The organism is Nonomuraea sp. NPDC049714, assembly GCF_044465295.1.
GTDB lineage: Bacteria > Actinomycetota > Actinomycetes > Streptosporangiales > Streptosporangiaceae > Nonomuraea.
Map to the genome: position 1 here is coordinate 255470 of NZ_JBITLM010000008.1, position 17409 is coordinate 272878.

Genomic DNA, 17409 nt, shown 5'->3' on the forward strand with positions numbered 1-17409 from the left:
CGGGCTCCTGGCTCGGGTGCCCCGAACCCCCCGTCCGGCCCGTGTAGCCGTCTCGACAACCCAGGATCGAGCCTCCATGCAGTCCGACATCGACGCCCAGCTCAACAATTTCTTCGAGGACGCCCCAGCTCGCGAATTCGACGTCGTCCTCCGCGGTTATGACCGGCACCAGGTCCATGACCACCTGAAGCAGATCGACGCCGAGCTGCGCCAGTCCCGCGAGCAGGTCACCTCCCTACAGCGGGATCTGTCCGACTCCCAGCGCCAACTGCAGGAGCAGGAGCGCCCCACCTACTCCGGTCTGGGCGCCCGCATCGAGCAGCTGCTCAGGCTCGCCGAGGAGCAGGCCACCGAGCTCGTTCAGGCCGCCAGGTCCGAGGCCAACGAGATCAAGGCCGCCGCCAAGGTGGACGCGGCCGACATGCGGGCCGCCGCCGAGGCCGAGGCCGCTGACAAGCGCGCTCTGGCCACGCGCGAGAGCGAAGAGATGCGCACCAGCGCGGAGCGCGACGCCGAGGAGATCCGCTCGACCGCCCGCCGGGAGGCCGACGAGCTGACCGCCACCACCGAGCGCGAGGTCGCCAAGCTGCGGGCCACGGCCGACCACGAGGTCGCCGAGAAGCGCGCGGACGCCGAGCGGGAGATCGCCAAGCTGCGCACCACCACCGAGCGTGAGGTGGCCCAGCTGCGGGCCTCCACCAAGCGTGAGCGCGACGAGGTGCTGACCACCGCCAAGCGGCAGGCCGACGAGATGCGCGGGCAGGCACAGCGGGTCCTGGAGGAGTCGGAGGCCAAGCGGGCGCAGGACGAGGCGGAGTTCGAGATCCAGCTCGCGTCCAGGCGCGAGGACGCGGAGCGTCAGGAGGCCGAGCACCACGCCAGCACGCAGGCCGCGACCCAGAAGCTGGTCGCGGAGGCCGAGCAGCGCGCCGCCACCGCCGAGTCCAGGGCCACCAAGGCGAGCCAGCAGGCCGAGCAGACCCGCCGCGAGGCCGATCTGCACGCCAAGCAGCTCGTCGCCAACGCCCGGAAGAACACCGAGCAGATCGTCTCCGAGGCCAAGGCCAGCGCCGAGACGATAGTGACCGAGGCCAAGAACGAGGCCGAGCGCACCCGCACCTCGATGCAGCGCCAGGTCGACGAGCTGACCCGCCAGCGCGACAGCATCACCAGCCACCTGGCGCAGCTGCGCCAGCTGCTCGGCGGCGCCGCGCTGCCGGGCATGGAGCCCGAGCCCGCGGTCGCGGCGGCACCGCCGAAGCCCGCGATCGCCGCCCCTGCCGCTCCGGCGGCGCCGGCCAACGACCGGCCGGACGTCTCGCCGGCGCCGTCGGCGGCCAAGCCGGCGGGCAAGTCCGAGGACGACGCGGAGTGGTGGCAGGAGTAGCCGCCGCCACGCGAGCGGGCGACTGGGGTTAGGCAGCCACACGGGGGCTGATCGAACGGCCGGACAGAGCCTGGTGACCGTAAGGTCGCTAGGCTCTTTCCGTTGCCCGGCGATCAGCCGGTCACGTCCCCCCGACCTCCGCAGGAGAGCTCTTCGTGTCCGCAGAAGTCAAAGCGGCCCCGGCCGAGGACCACAGCCCGCCGGCTCGGCCCTACGGGCTGCCCGGCAAGCCCCTGAGCCAGGGCCCGTTCCTGTTCGGGCTGGTCGGCGGCCTGGGCGTGCTGACCGCGATCGGCCTGGCGCAGATGGTCGTCAGCCTGCAGAACGTGATCATCCTGGTGGTGGTCGCGATGTTCCTCGCGGTCGGGCTGAACCCGGCCGTGGAGGCGCTGCAGCGGCGGCGGCTGAGCAGGCTGTGGGCGATCTCCATCGTGTTCGCCGGGGTGATCGTGTCCTTCGTGCTGTTCGGCCTGGCCGTGGTGCCGCCCGTCAGCCAGCAGCTGACCGAGTTCATCGACGCGGTGCCGGGGTACGTCACCGAGCTGTCCAACCATCCGACGCTGCGCCAGCTGGACGCCAACTATCAGCTCCTGCCGCAGCTCGGGCAGTTCGTCACCGGCACCGTGGGCACCTCGCTGGCCAGCGGGGTGCTGGGCGCGGGGCTCGTGGTGCTCGAAGGCGCATTCACCACGGTGACCCTGCTGGTGCTCATGCTCTACTTCCTCGGCTCCCTGAACACGATCAAGGACTACCTGCTCAGGCTGGTCCCCTCCAGCCGGCGCGAACGCACCGGGGCGATCACCGAGGAAGTCCTCAAGGGCATCGGCGGCTACGTCGCCGGCAACATCCTCATCTCGCTCATCGCGGGCGTGCTCACCTGGATCTTCCTGTCGATCGTGGACGTGAAGTACGCGCTCGCACTGGCCCTGATCGTCGCGCTGACGGACCTGATCCCGCTGGTGGGCGCCACGATCGGGGCGGCGGTGGTGACGGGCGTCGCGCTGCTCGGGTCGCTGCCCGCGGGCATCGCCTGCGCCATCTTCTTCGTGGTCTACCAGCAGGTGGAGAACTATCTGATCTATCCGCGGGTGATGAAGCGGTCGGTCGACGTGACACCCGCCGTGACGGTCATCGCCGCGCTGTTCGGCGGCGCACTGCTCGGCATCGTGGGCGCGCTGCTGGCCATCCCGGTGGCCGCCGCCATCGCGCTGATCATCCGTGAGATCGTGATACCGCGCCAAGCTCAGCGCTGAGGAAACGCGCCACCGCCGTGTTGAACGCCTCGGGCTGCTCCACGGCGGTCAGGTGACCGGCCTGCGCGATGACCTCCACCCGGCCGTCGGGCACCGCCCTGGCCATCGCCTCCGCGTCGGCCGGGGGCGTCAGCTCGTCCTCCTGCCCCGCCAGCACCAGCGTGGGCGCCTTCAGCGCGGCCAGCGTGCCGAAGGAGTCGGGCCGCGCCGCCATGGCCCGCTGCGCCCAGGCCACCGCCTTGGGCGGCGCCGACTGCACCAGGCCCTTGACCCGGCCGAACACCATCGCCCTGCGCTGCTTGGTGGTGGGCCCGAGCAACCCGGGCAGCACCTCCTCGACCAGCACCTCGCGGTCGTCGGCCAGCACCGCCTGGGCGATGCGCTCCCGGTTGGCGCGCGCGGGCTCGGTGTCGGGGCTCGCTTTCGTGCTGGCCAGGATCACGCCCAGCACCCGGTCGGGATGGCGGCGGCAGAACGCCATGGTCACGTAGCCGCCCATGGACAACCCGCCGATCACCGCGCGGTCGATGCCCTCCGCGTCGAGCATCGTGGCGACGTCGTCGGCCATCAGCTCGACAGACGGCTCGTCGTCCCCCAGCGTCGATCCGCCGAAGCCTCGCAGATCGGGCGTGATGACCCGGCAGAAGGCGGCCAGCCCCTCCCGCTGGGCCAGCCACATGGCGGAGGAGAGCGGGAAAGCGTGGAGCAGGACGACCGGGAGCCCGGTCCCGGCTGATCTCGTGTAGAGCTGCACCACCACACGGTAGCCCCGTTCGCCGCGACAATCACTCCAGGGCATGGGCCGATATGCCCGATGGACATGACCGCATCTGTCCGGGATCAGATGGCGGTGGCACCCCCGTCGATGAACAGGACCTGGCCCGTCATGTAGGCCGACGCGTCGCCGGCCAGGAAAACTGCGGGCTGCGCCATCTCCTCCACGGTGCCCCAGCGGCGCATCGGCACGTTCGCCACCGTGGCCTGGTTGCTGGCCTCGTTCGCCCACAGGTTGCGGTTGAGCTCGGTGACGGTCCAGCCGGGACACAGCGCGTTGACCCGGACGCCGGCCAGGGCCCACTCGACCGCCAGCGTCTTGGTCAGGGCCACCACCCCCGCCTTGGCGGCGGCGTACGGGGCCAGGAAGGGGGCGCCCCGGGCGGCGACGGAGGCGACGTTGATCACCGACCCGCTGCCGCGCTCCAGCAGGTGCGGCGCCACGGCGTGGCAGACCGCCATGGCCGAGTCGAGGTTGAGCCGCATGATCTTGTCCCAGCCGGTCAGGCGGAGATCCTTGAACTCGACGAGGAAGTTCGACCCGCCGGCGTTGTTGACGACGATGTCGAGGTGGCCGAGCCGTTCGATCGACTCGCGCACGACCGCGCTCGCGGCGTCGCGGTCGGTGAGGTCGGCGGGGATCACCACGGCCTGTCTGCCGAGCGCCTCGACCTCCTTGGCGACCTCGGCGAGCGCCTCGGCCGAGCGTGACACCAGCGCGACGTCCGCGCCCGCCTCGGCGTAGGCGAGCGCGATCGCCTTCCCGATCCCCTTGGAGGCCCCGGTGACCAGAGCCTTCTTCCCGTCGAGTGTGAACGCGCCCACGATGTCTCCTCGCTGGTAACCGAACAAGATTCTATGGACATCGGGGCTCTCGCCGCTACCCGGGTCAGACCTCGGTGGGCAGCGGATAGGACGCGGGAGCGACGCGGCGCACGATCTCGTTCAGCACGATGCGCACGAACGGCTCGCCGACCCACAGGTGCTTGGCCCCGTCCACGCCGACGACCTCCGCCTGCGGCACCCGGGCGAAGCGGCGCCGGGCCTCCTCCGGGCGCAGGTAGTCGTCGAACTCCGGCACCAGCGCCGTCAGCGGACGGCCGAAGGCCGCCCAGGCGTCCAGGTCGGCGTCCGTCGCCCTGTGCAGCGGCGGAGAGAGCAGGATGGCGCCCTCCACCAGCGGATCCTGGGCCCACTTGAGCGCCAGCTCGCTGCCGAAGGACCAGCCGATCACCCACACCCGGGGCAGGTCGTGGAACTCGGCGTACTCCAGCGCCGCCGCCACGTCGAACCGCTCCCCCTCGCCCCCGTCGAACTCGCCCTCGGAGGTGCCGCGATCGGAGGAGGTGCCGCGGGTGTTGAACCGCAGCACCGCCAGGTCGGCCAGGGCGGGCAGGCGGTTGGCCGCCTTGCGGTAGACGTGGCTGTCCATGAAGCCGCCATGGGTGGGCAGCGGGTGCAGGGTCACCAGCGTCGCCACCGGCGGGCGCTCCTCGGGCAGGGCCAGCTCGCCGACCAGCCTCAGGCCGTCGCCGGTGTGCAGTTCGATCGGCTCTCGCCGGGCGGGCAGCACGCTCGCCGCGCGAATCTCCACGTCGCTCCTCATCGGGGGGTTGGGGCTCATGCCTGTCAGTAGCGGCTGCGGCCGGGGCCGCGGTCCAGTCTCTTGCGCCAGCACACCGGATGCCAGTGGCGGCGTTCGTCGTCGCCGCCCGTCCAGTCCGGCCAGGCGACCAGGTGCGGCTGGCCGCCGCGGATCTCCTGGTCACAGCCGGGGCAGCGGTAGTCCTTGGTGGAGGTGCCGCCGGTGAGCATGCGCACCTTCCAGTCGCCGTCGGGCCACTCCTCCACCCGGTCGGTGCCACGGGGCACGCCGAGCGGACGGCCGGTCTCCCGACGGCGGGCGCGGCGCGGGCTCATGGCCGGGGGAACGCGCGTACGCCGGCGGTGACCAGCTGGTCGAGCAGGGGCGCCGGCGCGTAGGCGGGCTCGCGATACTCGGCGTACAGGGCTCGCAGCCCGTCGCGCACCACCGCGAGGCCGATGGTCTCCAGCGTCTCGAACGGCCCGGCCGGGTATCCGCAGCCCAGCCGCATGGCGGCGTCGATGTCGCCGATCGAGGCGTAGCCCGCGTCGTACATGCGGACGGCGTCGTTGAGGTAGGGGTAGAGCAGCGCGTCGGTCACGAAGCCGGCCCGGTCCCGGCACGCCACCGGCGTCAGCCCGATGACCTTCATCAGGTCCCTGGCGGCCCTGGCCGCCTCACCCGAGGTGAGCACCGTGGCGGCGAGCTCGGCGACCCGGTCGCCGACGATCCGGACGCCGACCATCCTGGCGGGGTCCTGGAGCCGCACGGCGTGCTCGATCACCGGCCTGTCGGCCTGCCGCAGGATCACGTCCGGGTCGGCCGAAGGCTTGAAGCCGGCGGTACGGAGCCGCTCGGTGAGCTCGTCGGCCTCTTCCCCGGCCACCTCGAACGTGATGACCGAGGATTTGACCGGTTCGTGCGGGCGAGGTTCGTCGCCGTAGAAGCCCCGGCCGCTCTTACGGCCGAGCAGCCGGGCGGAGACCAGCTCGCGCAGCAGCGGCGCGGGCGCGTGCCGGCGGTCACGCGTCTCGTCGAACAGCACCCCCATCACCTCGTAGGCGGTGTCGAGGCCGATCAGGTCGAGCAGCTCGAACGGTCCCATGGGCAGCCCCACGCCGAGCCGCATCGCCGCGTCGATGTCGTCGCGCCCGGCCAGGCCCTGCTCCATGAGCACGGCGGCCTGGTTGAGGTAGGGCAGGAGCAGCCGGTTGACCACGAATCCCGCCCGGTCGCCGACGGCCACCGGCGTCTTGCCCAGCCGGGTGGCCAGCTCGGAGATCTCCGGCACCAGCGCGGGGTCCGTCAGCACCGTGCTGACGACCTCGACCAGGCCCATCACCGGCGCGGGGTTGAAGAAATGCATGCCGAGCACGCGACCCTGGCGCCCGGTGGCGGCGGCGATGGCGGTGACGGGCAGCGAGGAGGTGTTGGTGGCGAGCACGGTCTCCGGCTTGCAGATCCGGTCGAGGTCGGCGAAGAGCGAGAGCTTGTAGTCGAGGACCTCGGGGATCGCCTCCACCACCAGATCGGCCTCGCGCAGGTCCTCCCGCGAGGTGGTGAGCGTGATCCGGCCGAGGATCGAGGCGCGTTCGCCGTCGGTCAGCCTGCCTCTGTCGACCGCGCGCTGCGTGGATCTCTCCACATGGCCGCGCCCGGTGGCCAGCGCGTCGGCGTCAGCCTCCACGCCGATCACTCGCAGCCCGGCCCGCGCGAACACCTCCGCGATGCCGGCCCCCATCGTGCCGAGCCCGACCACAGCCACCATTTCGAACGCCATACCCGTAGTTTCCCAGAGCGGTAGGGTTGGCCGACATGCGGCTGGTCATCGCGCGTTGCAGCGTGGATTACATCGGAAGGCTCACGGCGCATCTGCCGATGGCGCCCAGGCTCGTGCTCATCAAGGCGGACGGCAGTGTGTCGATCCACGCCGACGATCGCGCCTTCAAGCCGCTCAACTGGATGAACCCGCCGTGCAAGCTCAAGGAGGACGGCGAGACGTGGACCGTCACCCACGGCAAGACGGGTGAGAAGCTGGTCCTGACGATGGCGGAGATCCTCCACGACTCCAGCCACGAGCTGGGCGTCGACCCGGGCCTGATCAAGGACGGGGTGGAGGCCCACCTGCAGGAGCTGCTCGCCGAGCACATCACGACCCTGGGCGACGGCTACTCCCTGATCCGCCGGGAGTACATGACCGCCATCGGCCCGGTCGACATCCTGTGCCGCGACGCGGCCGGCGGCACGGTGGCGGTGGAGATCAAGCGGCGCGGCGAGATCGACGGCGTCGAGCAGCTCACCCGCTATCTGGAGCTGCTCAACCGCGATCCCCTGCTGGCGCCCGTCCGCGGCGTGTTCGCCGCCCAGGAGATCAAGCCGCAGGCCAAGGTGCTCGCCAACGACCGCGGCATCGACTGCGTCACCCTCGACTACGCCGCCATGCGCGGCATAGAGCCGGAGAACCCCACCCTGTTCTGAGCGCGCTCGTAAGCGGCGGCTTACCGGTCTATGGTGACGCCATGACGACGCTCACCTTCGAGTCCCTGAATCCGGCGACCGGCCAGGTCGTCGGCAGTCATCCCCGGCAGAGCGCGGAGGCCGTGCGCGAGGCCGTCGGCAGGGCCGAGACGGCCTCGGCGTGGTGGGCCGGGCTCGGCCACGCCGAGCGGAGACGGCGGCTGCTCGACTACAAGGCCGTCGTCACCCGCCATCTTCGGGAGCTGGCCGAGCTCGTGCACCAGGAGACCGGCAAACCGGTCGCCGACGCCGCGCTGGAGCTCGTGCTGGCGATCACGCACCTCGACTGGGCGGCCCGCAACGCGCCGAAGGTCCTCGGCCGCCGCCGGGTCTCGTCCGGGATGCTGGGCATCAATCTGGCCGCCACGCTGGAGTATCTCCCGCTGGGGGTGGTGGGCGTGATCGGGCCGTGGAACTATCCGGTCTTCACCCCCATGGGCTCCATCGCGTACGCGCTCGCCGCCGGCAACGCCGTGGTGTTCAAGCCGAGCGAGCTCACGCCGGGCATCGGGGTGCGCCTCGCGGAGCTCTTCACCGAGTCGGTGCCGGAGCAGCCGGTCTTCCAGACGGTGACCGGGCTCGGCGAGACGGGCGCCTTCCTCGCCGGCGACCCCCGGGTCAGGAAGATCGCCTTCACCGGCTCCACGGCGACCGCCAAGCGGGTGATGGCCGCCTGCGCCGAGAACCTGACGCCGATGGTGGCCGAGTGCGGAGGCAAGGACGCGTTCATCGTCGACGCCGACGCCGACCTGAAGGCCGCCGCCGACGCGTGCCTGTGGGGCGCGCTGTCCAACGCCGGGCAGACGTGTGTGGGCGTGGAGCGGGTGTACGTGGTCGACGCGGTCTACGCGCCGTTCATGCGCGAACTGTCGGAGCGGGCGGCGTCCATCAGGGCCGGGGAGCACTACGGGCCGATCACCATGCCGGGGCAGCTCGACATCATCAGGCGGCACATCGACGACGCCACCGGCTCGGGCAAGGTGGTCATCGGCGGCCCGGAGTCCGTGCGGGCGCCCTTCGTCGATCCGGTGATCGTGGAGGACGTGCCGGAGGACTCACCCGCGGTGCGTGAGGAGACGTTCGGGCCGACGATCACCGTACGCCGCACCCGCGACGCCCAGGAGGCGCTGGAGCTGGCCAACGCCTCGGCCTACGGGCTGGCGGGCACGGTCTTCTCCCGCGACGCGCGGCGGGCGATGGAGTTGGCCCGCGCGATGCGGTCCGGGATGACCGCCGTCAACTCGGTCATCTCCTTCGCCGGGGTGCCGGCGCTGCCGTTCGGCGGGGTGGGCGACTCCGGGTTCGGGCGCATCCACGGCGCGGACGGCCTGCGCGAGTTCGCCCGGCCCAAGGCCGTCTCCCGTCAGCGCTTCGCGTTGCCGGGGATGAACGTGACGTCGTTCGCCCGAGGACCCCAGGAGCTTGAGCGGCTGATCAAACTTGTCACGTTCTTGCATGGACGACGTAAGAGGTAATGTACGCGCCCTTTCACTATTCCGATCATCCATCCATAATTGTGTGCTCGGGGGCCACGATCATGTTGGACGGGTGGAATGTGAACCGGTCTTACCGGGGAATGTCGGCTGAGCAAAGGCTGGCGGACAGACGAGAGCGGCTGATGACAGCCGCCTACACGCTATACGCGAAACCAGGTTTCGAGGCCACGACGATCGAAAGGCTGTGCTCCGAGGCGCGGATCTCCAACCGCGCCTTCTACGAGTGTGTCAGCGGTCGTGAGGAGCTCTTGCAGGCCCTTCACGAGCGGTGCGTGGAGGAGAGCCTGGCCGCGGTGGCCGCGGCGTTGGAGGAGGCGCGGGCCGGGCTGGACGACAGGGTCAGCGCCGGCATCCGGGCCTATGTCGAGTTCACGACCGCCGACTGGCGCAGGGCGCGCATCATGCACCTGGAGGTGCGCAGGTCAGGCGACATCCTGGCCGCCTCACGCCAGCGCGCCGTCAGCTCCTTCGCCCGGCTGGTCGAGGAGGCGTCCACCGATTTTCCCGAGCCGGCCACGGGCAATCGCCGCCTGGTCGCTCTCGGCGTAATTGGAGCGCTGCAAGAGTTGCTCATTGAATGGTTGCTCGCGGACGACCCGCCGAGCATCGACGAACTCGTGGACGTCGCGGTGCACATCTTCGGCAGATCGCTGGGAAAACCGTGACACCATGATCACGGTCTGCGATTGTCTTATTGCAGCGGGGCCGGATTCGATAAATCGGTGTGCCCGAAAAGCGCTTACCGGAAAACAGTGAGAGCGGGCAGCGGCTGATCGCTGCCCGCTCCGATATGTCGCCGCGTACGGCGTCGTGTCAGGCCACCGCCGCCTGCTGCGCCTCGACGGAAAGGACCCGATTCAGCCGGGTCACCGCCAGCACCCGCATGATCCGCGGTGGCACCCCCCGAAGGACGAGGCGGCGTTGCGCGCTGAGCGCGAGCCGATGCGTGCCCACGAGCACTCCGAGACCGGTGGCGTCGATCATCTCCAGCTTGGAGAGGTCGACGATCAGGTCTCCCTCGCCGGCCTCGACGGCCTCGTGCAGGCGCGACCGCACGCCCGCCGACGTGCCCGCGTCGAGCCGCTCTCCGATCCGCACCACCTGTGCTCTTGGATTGCCCCGGACGCGCATGCCACCTCCTCAGTCACCCCGCGCTGTCGTACGCGGCGTGGTCGCTCTCTCGCACAGAGCATTCGCCGAGGTAGACCCGGCCTCTGTCCCCTACCCAGGTATCGGCAGAGACACGACCGCGCGAAGCACAAACTCTCCGTCACCTGCCGGGCCCGCCGTGAATCTGCCACCGACGGCCTCCACCCGCTCGGCCAGTCCGGTCAGGCCGCTGCCCAGATCCTCGCCGCGCCAACCACCGACTCCGTCGTTGCGCACGCTGATCTCGGCCTCCTCGTCGGTGAACCGTACGAGAATGTCGCAGTGCGTGGCCGCGCTGTGCTTGAGCACGTTGGTCACCGCCTCCCGGACGACGTAGGCGAACACCGGCGCCACGCCTTCGGGAAGCTCGCGGTAGGGCAGATGCGTCCGGCACCGTACGCCCGCCGCTTCGAGGACTCCCTTCACGCTATTCAGCTCAGCCGGCAAGTCAAGCTCACGGTAGCCGCGCACCGCCTGGCGCAGCTCCCGCAGCGCCTTCCTGGTCAGCGTGTTGACCTCGGTCATCTCCGCCTTGGCCGCCGCCGCGTCGGCGTCCGCCAGCCGCACGGCCAGCTCCGTCTTGACCGCGATGGCGGACAGTTGGTGCCCGACGACGTCGTGCAGGTCCCGGGAGAAGCGCAGCCGCTCCTCCGCGAGCGCCAGCCGGGTGTGCGCCTCCTTGCCCTCCTGCGCCTGGATCGCCAGCGACAGCATGTACATCCAGACCCGGTTGGACGGCGGGAAGAGCGCGCAGAACACCGCGTAGGTGGGCACCACGAACAGCAGGACGCTGCCGATGTCCCGGTCGTCGACCAGCAGCGTGGAAGGGTCGAGATAGTAGTTGCCGAGACTCAGCATGATGCCGGTGACGAAGGTGCCCACCGCCATGAGCACGGCGGTCCTCCGGGTGACCCCTAGTGAGGCCACCGACAACCAGACGACCAGCACCATGCCGAAGTGCAGCGGGTCGCCTCCGCCGATCGCCGCCGCGCACACGGCCACGGCGGCGGCCGCCACGATCTCCTTGACGGGGTGGCGACGGTCGATGATGCCGGCCGCGACCCGTACGTACAGCCAGGTGAAGCAGGCGGACGCGACCAGGGCGGGCGCCAGGCGCGGCCATGAGGGGGCGTGGCCGTCGGCGGCGGCCATGGCCTGGCGCATGCCGATGAACAGCCACATGACGACCAGCATCATGACCATCATCTGCAGGGTGTGCCACCGCGCCCGCCTGAGCTCCTCCATCTACTTGGCGCGCAGGACTTCGCCGAGCTTGACCCGCGCGCCGGTGCGCAGCACGGCGCGCTCGTACACCTTCGCGCCGAAGGTGAGCGTGCCCACCACGGCCAGCGCCATCAGCACGACGGAGACCCCGACCTCCCACATCGGCACCTCGGTGGCCGCCATCCGCACCGGCATCACCATGGAGGAGAACGGCGGGACGAAGGAGACGATGGTGGCGACCGTGCCGGTGGGGTCGTTGGTGGCATAGAAGGCCACGAAGTAGGACGCCATGATGAGCATCGTCAGCGGCGTCATCACGTTGCCGACCTCCTCCTGCCGGGAGACCAGCGAGCTGAGCGCGGCCGCCAGCGTGGCGAAGAAGGCATAACCGAGCACGAACCAGAGCAGGACGCCCGCCACGATGCCCACCATGCCCGGCGGGAAGTCGGCGGCGAACCCGGAGGCGAACGAGGCCCCGAGGCCGACCACGAGGATCGTGCCCAGGTTGATCAGGCCGAGCACCCCGAGGCCGACGATCTTGCCGCCCAGCAGCTGCCACGGTCGGACCGCGCTCAGCAGGATCTCCACGATCCGGCTGCCCTTCTCCTCGACCACGCCCATCGCCACCATCATGACCTGACCGATGATGAGCATGAACAGCACCAGGACGAGGACCACGGCGATGCCCGTCCGCGCGGCCTCGTAACGGGTGTCGGCGCCCACGGACTCCATCTGCAGCGGCGCGATCCGCACCCCCGCCGCGCCGAGCTTCGCCTCCCGGTGGGTGCTCTGCAGGAGCACGCCCAGCTCGGTCTCGATCTCGCCGTCGGTGATCACCTTGGTGCCGTTGACGAGCACCGCGTCGACGTCACCGTCGAGCACCGCCTCGGTGGCCGCCTTCTCATCCGGGAACGAGCGCCACTCGAACTCCGCGTCGGGCGCCGCCGCCTCCAGCGGCAGCTGCTGGGAGTGCACGGTGCCCAGCGCGTAGGAATCGGGCGTGTCGAAGAACTTCGGCGCGAACGCCAGCGCCCCCACCAGCACGGCGGTGATCGCCAGGCCGACGATGAACGCCTTCGTACGGATCTGCGTGCTGATCTCACGCCTGGCGACGAGCATCAACCCGTTCACGCCACGGCCTCCTTGAAGATCTCGGTGAGGGACGGCTGCTCGACGCCGAAGTGCTCGACCCGGCCGGCCTTCACGGCGCGGCGCAGGATCTCCTGGTCGTCACTGTGCCCCGGGCCGACATCCGTGAGCAGCACATGGCGGTCACCCGTGACGGTCAGCACACCCGGCAGGCCCTCGGCCCAGCCGGGAACCGCGTCGCTGACCACGACCCGCAGCGTGCGGCTCTCGGCGGCGCGCAGCTCCTCGACCGTGCCGCTGGCCACCATCCGCCCGGCCGAGACGATGCCCACCGAGTCGCACAGCCGCTCGACCAGTTCGAGCTGGTGGCTGGAGAAGATCACCGGCACGCCGCCGCGGCAGCGCTCCTGCAGGGCCGTGGCCAGCGCGTCGACCGCGATCGGGTCGAGCCCGGAGAACGGCTCGTCGAGGATGAGCACCTCGGGGTCGTGCACCAGGGCCACCGCGAGCTGGACGCGCTGCTGGTTGCCCAGCGAGAGCGACTCCACCGCGTCGTTCCTGCGCTCGGTGAGCCCGAGGCGCTGCAGCAGGTCGTCGGTGGCCTGCTTGGCGGCGCTCTCGCTCAGCCCGTGCAGCCGGCCGAAGTACTCGATCTGCTCCCCCGCGCGCATCTTCTGGTAGAGCCCGCGCTCCTCCGGCATGTAGCCGAACTTCTGCCGGTCGGCGTACGTCAGCGCCCTGTCCTGCCAGCTCACCGAGCCGGAGTCGGCTTTGAGCACGCCCATGACGATCCGCATGGTCGTCGTCTTGCCGGCTCCGTTCGCGCCGACGAATCCGAACATCTCGCCCGGCCGTACGGCGAAGCTGATCCCGTCGAGGGCGAGCTTGCCGTCCGGCGAGTCCGGGCCTCCGGCGAAGCGCTTGCGCAGTTCGCTGATCTCGAGCATCAGATCTTCTCCTCTGTCATGAGATAGATGGTCTCCTACATGGCATTCGCCCTGTAGTTGCGGAAATCAGCGAACGGGGATGCGCTGCGCGTCCGTTCTCGATGACATTTGTCATTACGCTGAACTCATGACGCGCGCAGACAAGGACAAGCCTGTCGTTCTCTCCCGGATCTACACCCGCACGGGAGACGACGGCATGACGACGCTGAGCGACCTGAGCCGCACGTCGAAGACCGATTCCCGGCTGGCGGCGTACGCGGACGTGGAGGAGGCCAACGCCCACCTGGGCCTGGCGATGTCACACGGCACCCTGTCCGCCGAGCTCGTGGCGGTCCTCGTGCGGGTCCAGAACGAGCTCTTCGACCTGGGCGCCGACCTCGCCACCCCGATCGCCGAAAACCCGGAGTTCCCGCCACTGCGGGTCGAGCAGTCCTACGTCGACTGGCTCGAAGAGCAGTGCGACCGCTTCAACGAGGAGCTCAAGCCCCTGCGCAGCTTCATCCTGCCGGGCGGCGACCCCGCCACCGCGGCCCTCCACCTCGCCCGGGTCACCGTACGCCGGGCCGAGCGGACCACCTGGGCCGCACTGGAGGCGCACCAGGACATGAACCCGCTGACGGCGAGATACCTCAATCGCCTGTCAGACCTGCTGTTCATCCTGTGCCGGGTCGCGCACGCCGACAGCGAGATCCTGTGGAAGCCGGGCGGGACCAGATAGCGCCAGGGCGACGTCCAGCCAGGGCCAGGCGACGTCCAGACAGCGCTAGGCGACGTCCAGATAGGCGCTGGGAGGCGCGGACTCCAGCCAGGCCAGAAAGCCGGTCAGCGCGTCGTCGCTCATCGCCAGCGACAGATCGCGCGTCGAGCCCGAACAGTCGACCGCGAACAGGCCACCGTCGAGCTCACGACGCCGGGAAACGACAAGGCCGCGCCTCGCGATAGCGTGGCGCGGCCGAAGTCGCACACCAAGGAACGGGATCCAGTGCAGTTCCCCGTCGGCGTAGCGGGCTACGCCACTGCGCCAGGCGCCCTCACCCACCCGGATGCGACAGGGGACGCTGCCACGACGGGCCAGCAGGAGATGGCGCGCGACCATCAGGGCGGCGGCAAGCAGCACACACGTCACTATCGTCGCTACCATGCCGCCCCCTGGACTCGTGATGATCAGACCTCTTCGCCCGCCGCGCGCAGCCGGGCCCTCGCCCGCTTGGCCTCGACAGACGCGTCAGCGTCCTCCTGGTTGGCCTCGATCGAGGCCTGAGCCCGGTCGAGAGCGTCACGGGCAGCCGCGACGTCGACCTCCGAACCGAGCTCGGCCACCTCGGCGAGCACGGACACCTCGTCGTCGGCCACGGAGATGAAACCGCCGTGCACCGCGGCGACCAGGTCGTCCTGGCCCTCCCGCTTCACCTTCAGCACGCCGCCCTCGACGAGAACGCCGAGCACAGGTGCGTGTTGCGGCATAATACCGATCTCGCCGTCCACGGTCTTGGCAATCACCATGTCGGCCTCGCCCGACCAGATCTCACGCTCGGGTGAGACAACCCCTACGCGTAGCTTCGCCACTTGTGTAGGTTCCTTTCCGATCAGGTGGTGGCCCGGTTCGCAAACCGTGCCACCACCGTGTGGGGCGACTTAGCGGCGCTCGAGTTCCTTGGCCTTGGCCACGGCCTGCTCGATGCCACCGACCATGAAGAACGCCTGCTCGGGCAGGTGGTCGTACTCACCCGCGCAGAGGCCCTTGAAGGAGGCGATGGTCTCGTCCAGCGGCACGTTCTCGCCCGGCTGACCGGTGAACGCCTCGGCGGCGTACATCGGGTGGGACAGGAACCGCTCGATACGACGGGCCCGCTGCACCGTGACCTTGTCCTCTTCGGACAGCTCGTCGATGCCGAGGATCGCGATGATGTCCTGGAGCTCGCGGTACTTCTGCAGGATCCGCTTGGTCTCCTGCGCCACCCGGTAGTGCTCCTCGCCGACGATCGTCGGGTCGAGGATCCGGGAGGAGGAGTCGAGCGGGTCCACCGCGGGGTAGATGCCCTTCTCCGAGACCGGCCGCGAAAGCACGGTCTGCGCGTCGAGGTGCGCGAACGCGTTGTGCGGAGCCGGGTCGGTGATGTCGTCGGCGGGCACGTAGATCGCCTGCATGGAGGTGATCGAGTGACCACGCGTCGAGGTGATGCGCTCCTGGAGAACACCCATCTCGTCGGCCAGCGTCGGCTGGTAACCCACGGCCGAGGGCATGCGGCCCAGCAGCGTGGAGACCTCCGAACCGGCCTGCGTGAAGCGGAAGATGTTGTCGATGAAGAGCAGCACGTCCTGCTTCTGCACGTCGCGGAAGTATTCAGCCATCGTCAGAGCCGACAGCGCGACGCGCAGACGCGTGCCCGGGGGCTCGTCCATCTGGCCGAAGACGAGCGCGGTGTCCTTGAGGACGTCCGCCTCCTCCATCTCCAGCCAGAGGTCGTTGCCCTCACGGGTGCGCTCGCCCACACCGGCGAACACCGAGGTGCCACCGAAGTTACGGGCGACCCGGCGGATCATCTCCTGGATGAGGACGGTCTTGCCCACACCCGCGCCGCCGAACAGGCCGATCTTGCCACCCAGCACGTACGGGGTGAGCAGGTCGATGACCTTGATGCCCGTGACGAGCATCTCGGTGCGCGACTCCAGCTGGTCGAACGCCGGAGACGGGCGGTGGATGCCCCACTTCTCGGTGATCTTGAGCGATGCGGTCGGCACGTCCAGCGACTCGCCGAGCGTGTTCCACACGTGGCCCTTGACGACGTCGCCGACGGGCACCGAGATCGGCGCCCCCGTGTCGGTGACGGCCGCACCGCGGACGACGCCGTCGGTGGGCTGCATGGAGATGGCCCTGACGAGGTTGTCACCCAGGTGCTGGGCCACCTCCGCGGTCAGGGTCTTGGCCTCGCCGCCGAGGGTCACCTCGAGGGTCAGCGCGTTGTAGATGTCGGGCATCGCCTCGACGGGGAACTCCACGTCGACGACGGGCCCTGTGACGCGAGCCACGCGGCCGGCACCGGCCGCGGGGGTCTCAACAGTCTCAACAGCCTCTGCAGTCATTTCACTCTTTCCCCGCTGCGGCGTCAGCGAGCGCGTTGGCGCCACCGACGATCTCGCTGATTTCCTGGGTGATCTCTGCCTGGCGAGCCTGGTTCATCTGCATGGTGAACACGCGGATCAGCTCGTTGGCGTTGTCCGTGGCGGACTTCATGGCCCGGCGGCGCGCCGCCTCCTCCGAAGCGGCGGACTCCAGCAGCGCCGTGAAGATGCGGGACTCCACGTAGCGCGGCAGCAGCGACTCCAGCACGTCGGCCGCGGTCGGCTCGAACTCGAAGTACGGAGGGATCGCGTCGGACTCGGTCGCCTCGGTCTCCTCCACCTCCAGCGGCAGCACGCGCTTGACCACGACGTTCTGCGTGAGCATGGAGATGAACTCGGTCGAGACGATGTGAATCTCGTCGATGCCGTTCTCGTCCTTGAACGAGTCGATCAGCGTCTCGGCGATCTCCTTGGCGTCCTTGTAGGCAGGCGCCCTGGAGAAGCCGACCCACTGGCCGCCCATCTCGCGGTTGCGGAAGCTGTGCCAGGTGACACCCTTCCGGCCGGTGACGAACGGCACCACATCCATGCCACGGGCGGCCAGCAGCCCACGCAGGGCCTCGGCCTCACGCAGCACGTTGGCGTTGAAGCCGCCGCAGAAGCCGCTGTCGCTGGTGACGATGAGGACGCCCGCCTTGGCGGGGTTCTCCTTCGCCACGGTCAGCGGATGATCGACGCTCGCCGCGTTGCTGACGACGCCCGTCACGGCGCGAGTGATCTCACGCTCGTACGGCAGCGCCGCCTGCATCCGCATCTGCGCCTTCACGATCCGCGAAGAGGCGATGAGCTCCTGGGCACGCGTGATCTTGGCGGTCGACTTGACCGACTTGATCCGCCGCCGCAGCAGCCTTAGCTGGGCACCCAT

At 69.8% G+C, this 17409-nt stretch carries 19 protein-coding genes; 6 read left to right on the forward strand and 13 right to left on the reverse strand.

The genetic code is table 11. The features are described 5' to 3' along the window. Window positions 1-76: 76 nt before the first annotated feature. Window positions 77-1387 (forward strand): DivIVA domain-containing protein, encoded by a 1311-nt coding sequence (locus ACIBQX_RS29915; RefSeq protein ID WP_397010252.1) that lies wholly within the window; start codon window positions 77-79, stop codon window positions 1385-1387. A 155-nt stretch (window positions 1388-1542) separates the two neighbouring features. Then, a complete protein-coding gene (locus ACIBQX_RS29920; protein WP_397010254.1) occupies window positions 1543-2640 on the forward strand; it encodes an AI-2E family transporter in 1098 nt (365 codons plus the stop codon). On the opposite strand, the gene ACIBQX_RS29925 is transcribed toward ACIBQX_RS29920, so the two are convergent. The 5 genes from ACIBQX_RS29925 to ACIBQX_RS29945 form a co-directional block, all read right to left on the reverse strand. Beyond that, complete coding sequence (locus ACIBQX_RS29925; protein ID WP_397010256.1) at window positions 2600-3394, reverse strand: alpha/beta fold hydrolase; 795 nt, start codon at window positions 3392-3394, stop codon at window positions 2600-2602. The genes ACIBQX_RS29920 and ACIBQX_RS29925 overlap by 41 nt on opposite strands. Before the next feature lie 86 nt (window positions 3395-3480). Further along, window positions 3481-4239, reverse strand: coding sequence for an SDR family NAD(P)-dependent oxidoreductase (locus tag ACIBQX_RS29930; protein ID WP_397010258.1), 759 nt, complete (start codon window positions 4237-4239; stop codon window positions 3481-3483). Between the two features lie 64 nt (window positions 4240-4303). Beyond that, window positions 4304-5008 carry an alpha/beta hydrolase gene (locus ACIBQX_RS29935; RefSeq protein ID WP_397010260.1) on the reverse strand — a complete coding sequence of 235 codons (705 nt, stop codon included), beginning with the start codon at window positions 5006-5008 and terminating at the stop codon, window positions 4304-4306. 35 nt (window positions 5009-5043) lie between these two features. Beyond that, window positions 5044-5334, reverse strand: a complete 291-nt coding sequence (locus ACIBQX_RS29940) for an ATP/GTP-binding protein (RefSeq protein WP_397010262.1) — start codon at window positions 5332-5334, stop codon at window positions 5044-5046. Further along, window positions 5331-6779 (reverse strand): 3-hydroxyacyl-CoA dehydrogenase family protein, encoded by a 1449-nt coding sequence (locus ACIBQX_RS29945; RefSeq protein WP_397010264.1) that lies wholly within the window; start codon window positions 6777-6779, stop codon window positions 5331-5333. The genes ACIBQX_RS29940 and ACIBQX_RS29945 overlap by 4 nt, the downstream gene beginning before the upstream one ends. Before the next feature lie 35 nt (window positions 6780-6814). On the opposite strand from ACIBQX_RS29945, the gene nucS reads away from it, so the two are divergent. The 3 genes from nucS (at window position 6815) to ACIBQX_RS29960 (ending at window position 9677) form a co-directional block, all read left to right on the forward strand. Further along, complete coding sequence (nucS, locus tag ACIBQX_RS29950) at window positions 6815-7477, forward strand: endonuclease NucS (RefSeq protein WP_397010266.1); 663 nt, start codon at window positions 6815-6817, stop codon at window positions 7475-7477. A 41-nt stretch (window positions 7478-7518) separates the two neighbouring features. Then, complete coding sequence (locus tag ACIBQX_RS29955) at window positions 7519-8991, forward strand: aldehyde dehydrogenase family protein (RefSeq protein WP_397010268.1); 1473 nt, start codon at window positions 7519-7521, stop codon at window positions 8989-8991. 143 nt (window positions 8992-9134) lie between these two features. Continuing rightward, entirely contained in the window at window positions 9135-9677 is a 543-nt protein-coding gene (locus ACIBQX_RS29960) for a TetR/AcrR family transcriptional regulator (protein ID WP_397010270.1), read from the forward strand. Window positions 9678-9825: 148 nt separating this feature from the next. Here the strand turns inward: ACIBQX_RS29960 and ACIBQX_RS29965 are convergent, their stop codons facing one another. The 4 genes from ACIBQX_RS29965 to ACIBQX_RS29980 all read right to left on the reverse strand — a co-directional run bounded on the left by ACIBQX_RS29965 (window position 9826) and on the right by ACIBQX_RS29980 (window position 13421). Beyond that, entirely contained in the window at window positions 9826-10143 is a 318-nt protein-coding gene (locus ACIBQX_RS29965) for an STAS domain-containing protein (RefSeq protein WP_397010272.1), read from the reverse strand. Window positions 10144-10233: 90 nt separating this feature from the next. Further along, window positions 10234-11406 (reverse strand): sensor histidine kinase, encoded by a 1173-nt coding sequence (locus ACIBQX_RS29970; protein ID WP_397010274.1) that lies wholly within the window; start codon window positions 11404-11406, stop codon window positions 10234-10236. Continuing rightward, on the reverse strand, window positions 11407-12516 hold the full coding sequence (locus ACIBQX_RS29975; protein ID WP_397010276.1) for an ABC transporter permease: 1110 nt from the start codon (window positions 12514-12516) through the stop codon (window positions 11407-11409). It lies immediately after the preceding gene. Further along, window positions 12513-13421 (reverse strand): ABC transporter ATP-binding protein, encoded by a 909-nt coding sequence (locus ACIBQX_RS29980; RefSeq protein WP_397010278.1) that lies wholly within the window; start codon window positions 13419-13421, stop codon window positions 12513-12515. Before ACIBQX_RS29980 ends, ACIBQX_RS29975 begins: the two co-directional genes overlap by 4 nt. 127 nt (window positions 13422-13548) lie before the next feature. Between ACIBQX_RS29980 and ACIBQX_RS29985 the strand changes: the two genes are divergently transcribed. Further along, window positions 13549-14139 carry a cob(I)yrinic acid a,c-diamide adenosyltransferase gene (locus ACIBQX_RS29985; RefSeq protein WP_397010280.1) on the forward strand — a complete coding sequence of 197 codons (591 nt, stop codon included), beginning with the start codon at window positions 13549-13551 and terminating at the stop codon, window positions 14137-14139. A 45-nt stretch (window positions 14140-14184) separates the two neighbouring features. On the opposite strand, the gene ACIBQX_RS29990 is transcribed toward ACIBQX_RS29985, so the two are convergent. The 4 genes from ACIBQX_RS29990 to ACIBQX_RS30005 all read right to left on the reverse strand — a co-directional run bounded on the left by ACIBQX_RS29990 (window position 14185) and on the right by ACIBQX_RS30005 (window position 17409). After that, window positions 14185-14538, reverse strand: coding sequence for a DUF2550 domain-containing protein (locus tag ACIBQX_RS29990; RefSeq protein WP_397010282.1), 354 nt, complete (start codon window positions 14536-14538; stop codon window positions 14185-14187). A 47-nt stretch (window positions 14539-14585) separates the two neighbouring features. Continuing rightward, a complete protein-coding gene (locus ACIBQX_RS29995; RefSeq protein WP_397010284.1) occupies window positions 14586-14987 on the reverse strand; it encodes a F0F1 ATP synthase subunit epsilon in 402 nt (133 codons plus the stop codon). A gap of 69 nt (window positions 14988-15056) precedes the next feature. Then, window positions 15057-16505, reverse strand: coding sequence for a F0F1 ATP synthase subunit beta (gene atpD / locus ACIBQX_RS30000; RefSeq protein ID WP_397010286.1), 1449 nt, complete (start codon window positions 16503-16505; stop codon window positions 15057-15059). Between the two features lies 1 nt (window position 16506). Continuing rightward, window positions 16507-17409, reverse strand: a complete 903-nt coding sequence (locus ACIBQX_RS30005; protein WP_397010288.1) for a F0F1 ATP synthase subunit gamma — start codon at window positions 17407-17409, stop codon at window positions 16507-16509.

Bases quoted from the DNA above. Each gene is read 5' to 3' on its own strand.
- ACIBQX_RS29915 (WP_397010252.1), top strand. From the start codon at position 77: ATGCAGTCCGACATCGACGCCCAGCTCAACAATTTCTTCGAGGACGCC.
- ACIBQX_RS29940 (WP_397010262.1), bottom strand. From the start codon at position 5,334: ATGAGCCCGCGCCGCGCCCGCCGTCGGGAGACCGGCCGTCCGCTCGGC.
- ACIBQX_RS29945 (WP_397010264.1), bottom strand. From the start codon at position 6,779: ATGGCGTTCGAAATGGTGGCTGTGGTCGGGCTCGGCACGATGGGGGCC.
- nucS (WP_397010266.1), top strand. From the start codon at position 6,815: ATGCGGCTGGTCATCGCGCGTTGCAGCGTGGATTACATCGGAAGGCTC.
- ACIBQX_RS29955 (WP_397010268.1), top strand. From the start codon at position 7,519: ATGACGACGCTCACCTTCGAGTCCCTGAATCCGGCGACCGGCCAGGTC.
- ACIBQX_RS29960 (WP_397010270.1), top strand. From the start codon at position 9,135: ATGACAGCCGCCTACACGCTATACGCGAAACCAGGTTTCGAGGCCACG.
- ACIBQX_RS29965 (WP_397010272.1), bottom strand. From the start codon at position 10,143: ATGCGCGTCCGGGGCAATCCAAGAGCACAGGTGGTGCGGATCGGAGAG.
- ACIBQX_RS29970 (WP_397010274.1), bottom strand. From the start codon at position 11,406: ATGGAGGAGCTCAGGCGGGCGCGGTGGCACACCCTGCAGATGATGGTC.
- ACIBQX_RS29980 (WP_397010278.1), bottom strand. From the start codon at position 13,421: ATGCTCGAGATCAGCGAACTGCGCAAGCGCTTCGCCGGAGGCCCGGAC.
- ACIBQX_RS29985 (WP_397010280.1), top strand. From the start codon at position 13,549: ATGACGCGCGCAGACAAGGACAAGCCTGTCGTTCTCTCCCGGATCTAC.
- atpD (WP_397010286.1), bottom strand. From the start codon at position 16,505: ATGACTGCAGAGGCTGTTGAGACTGTTGAGACCCCCGCGGCCGGTGCC.
- ACIBQX_RS30005 (WP_397010288.1), bottom strand. From the start codon at position 17,409: ATGGGTGCCCAGCTAAGGCTGCTGCGGCGGCGGATCAAGTCGGTCAAG.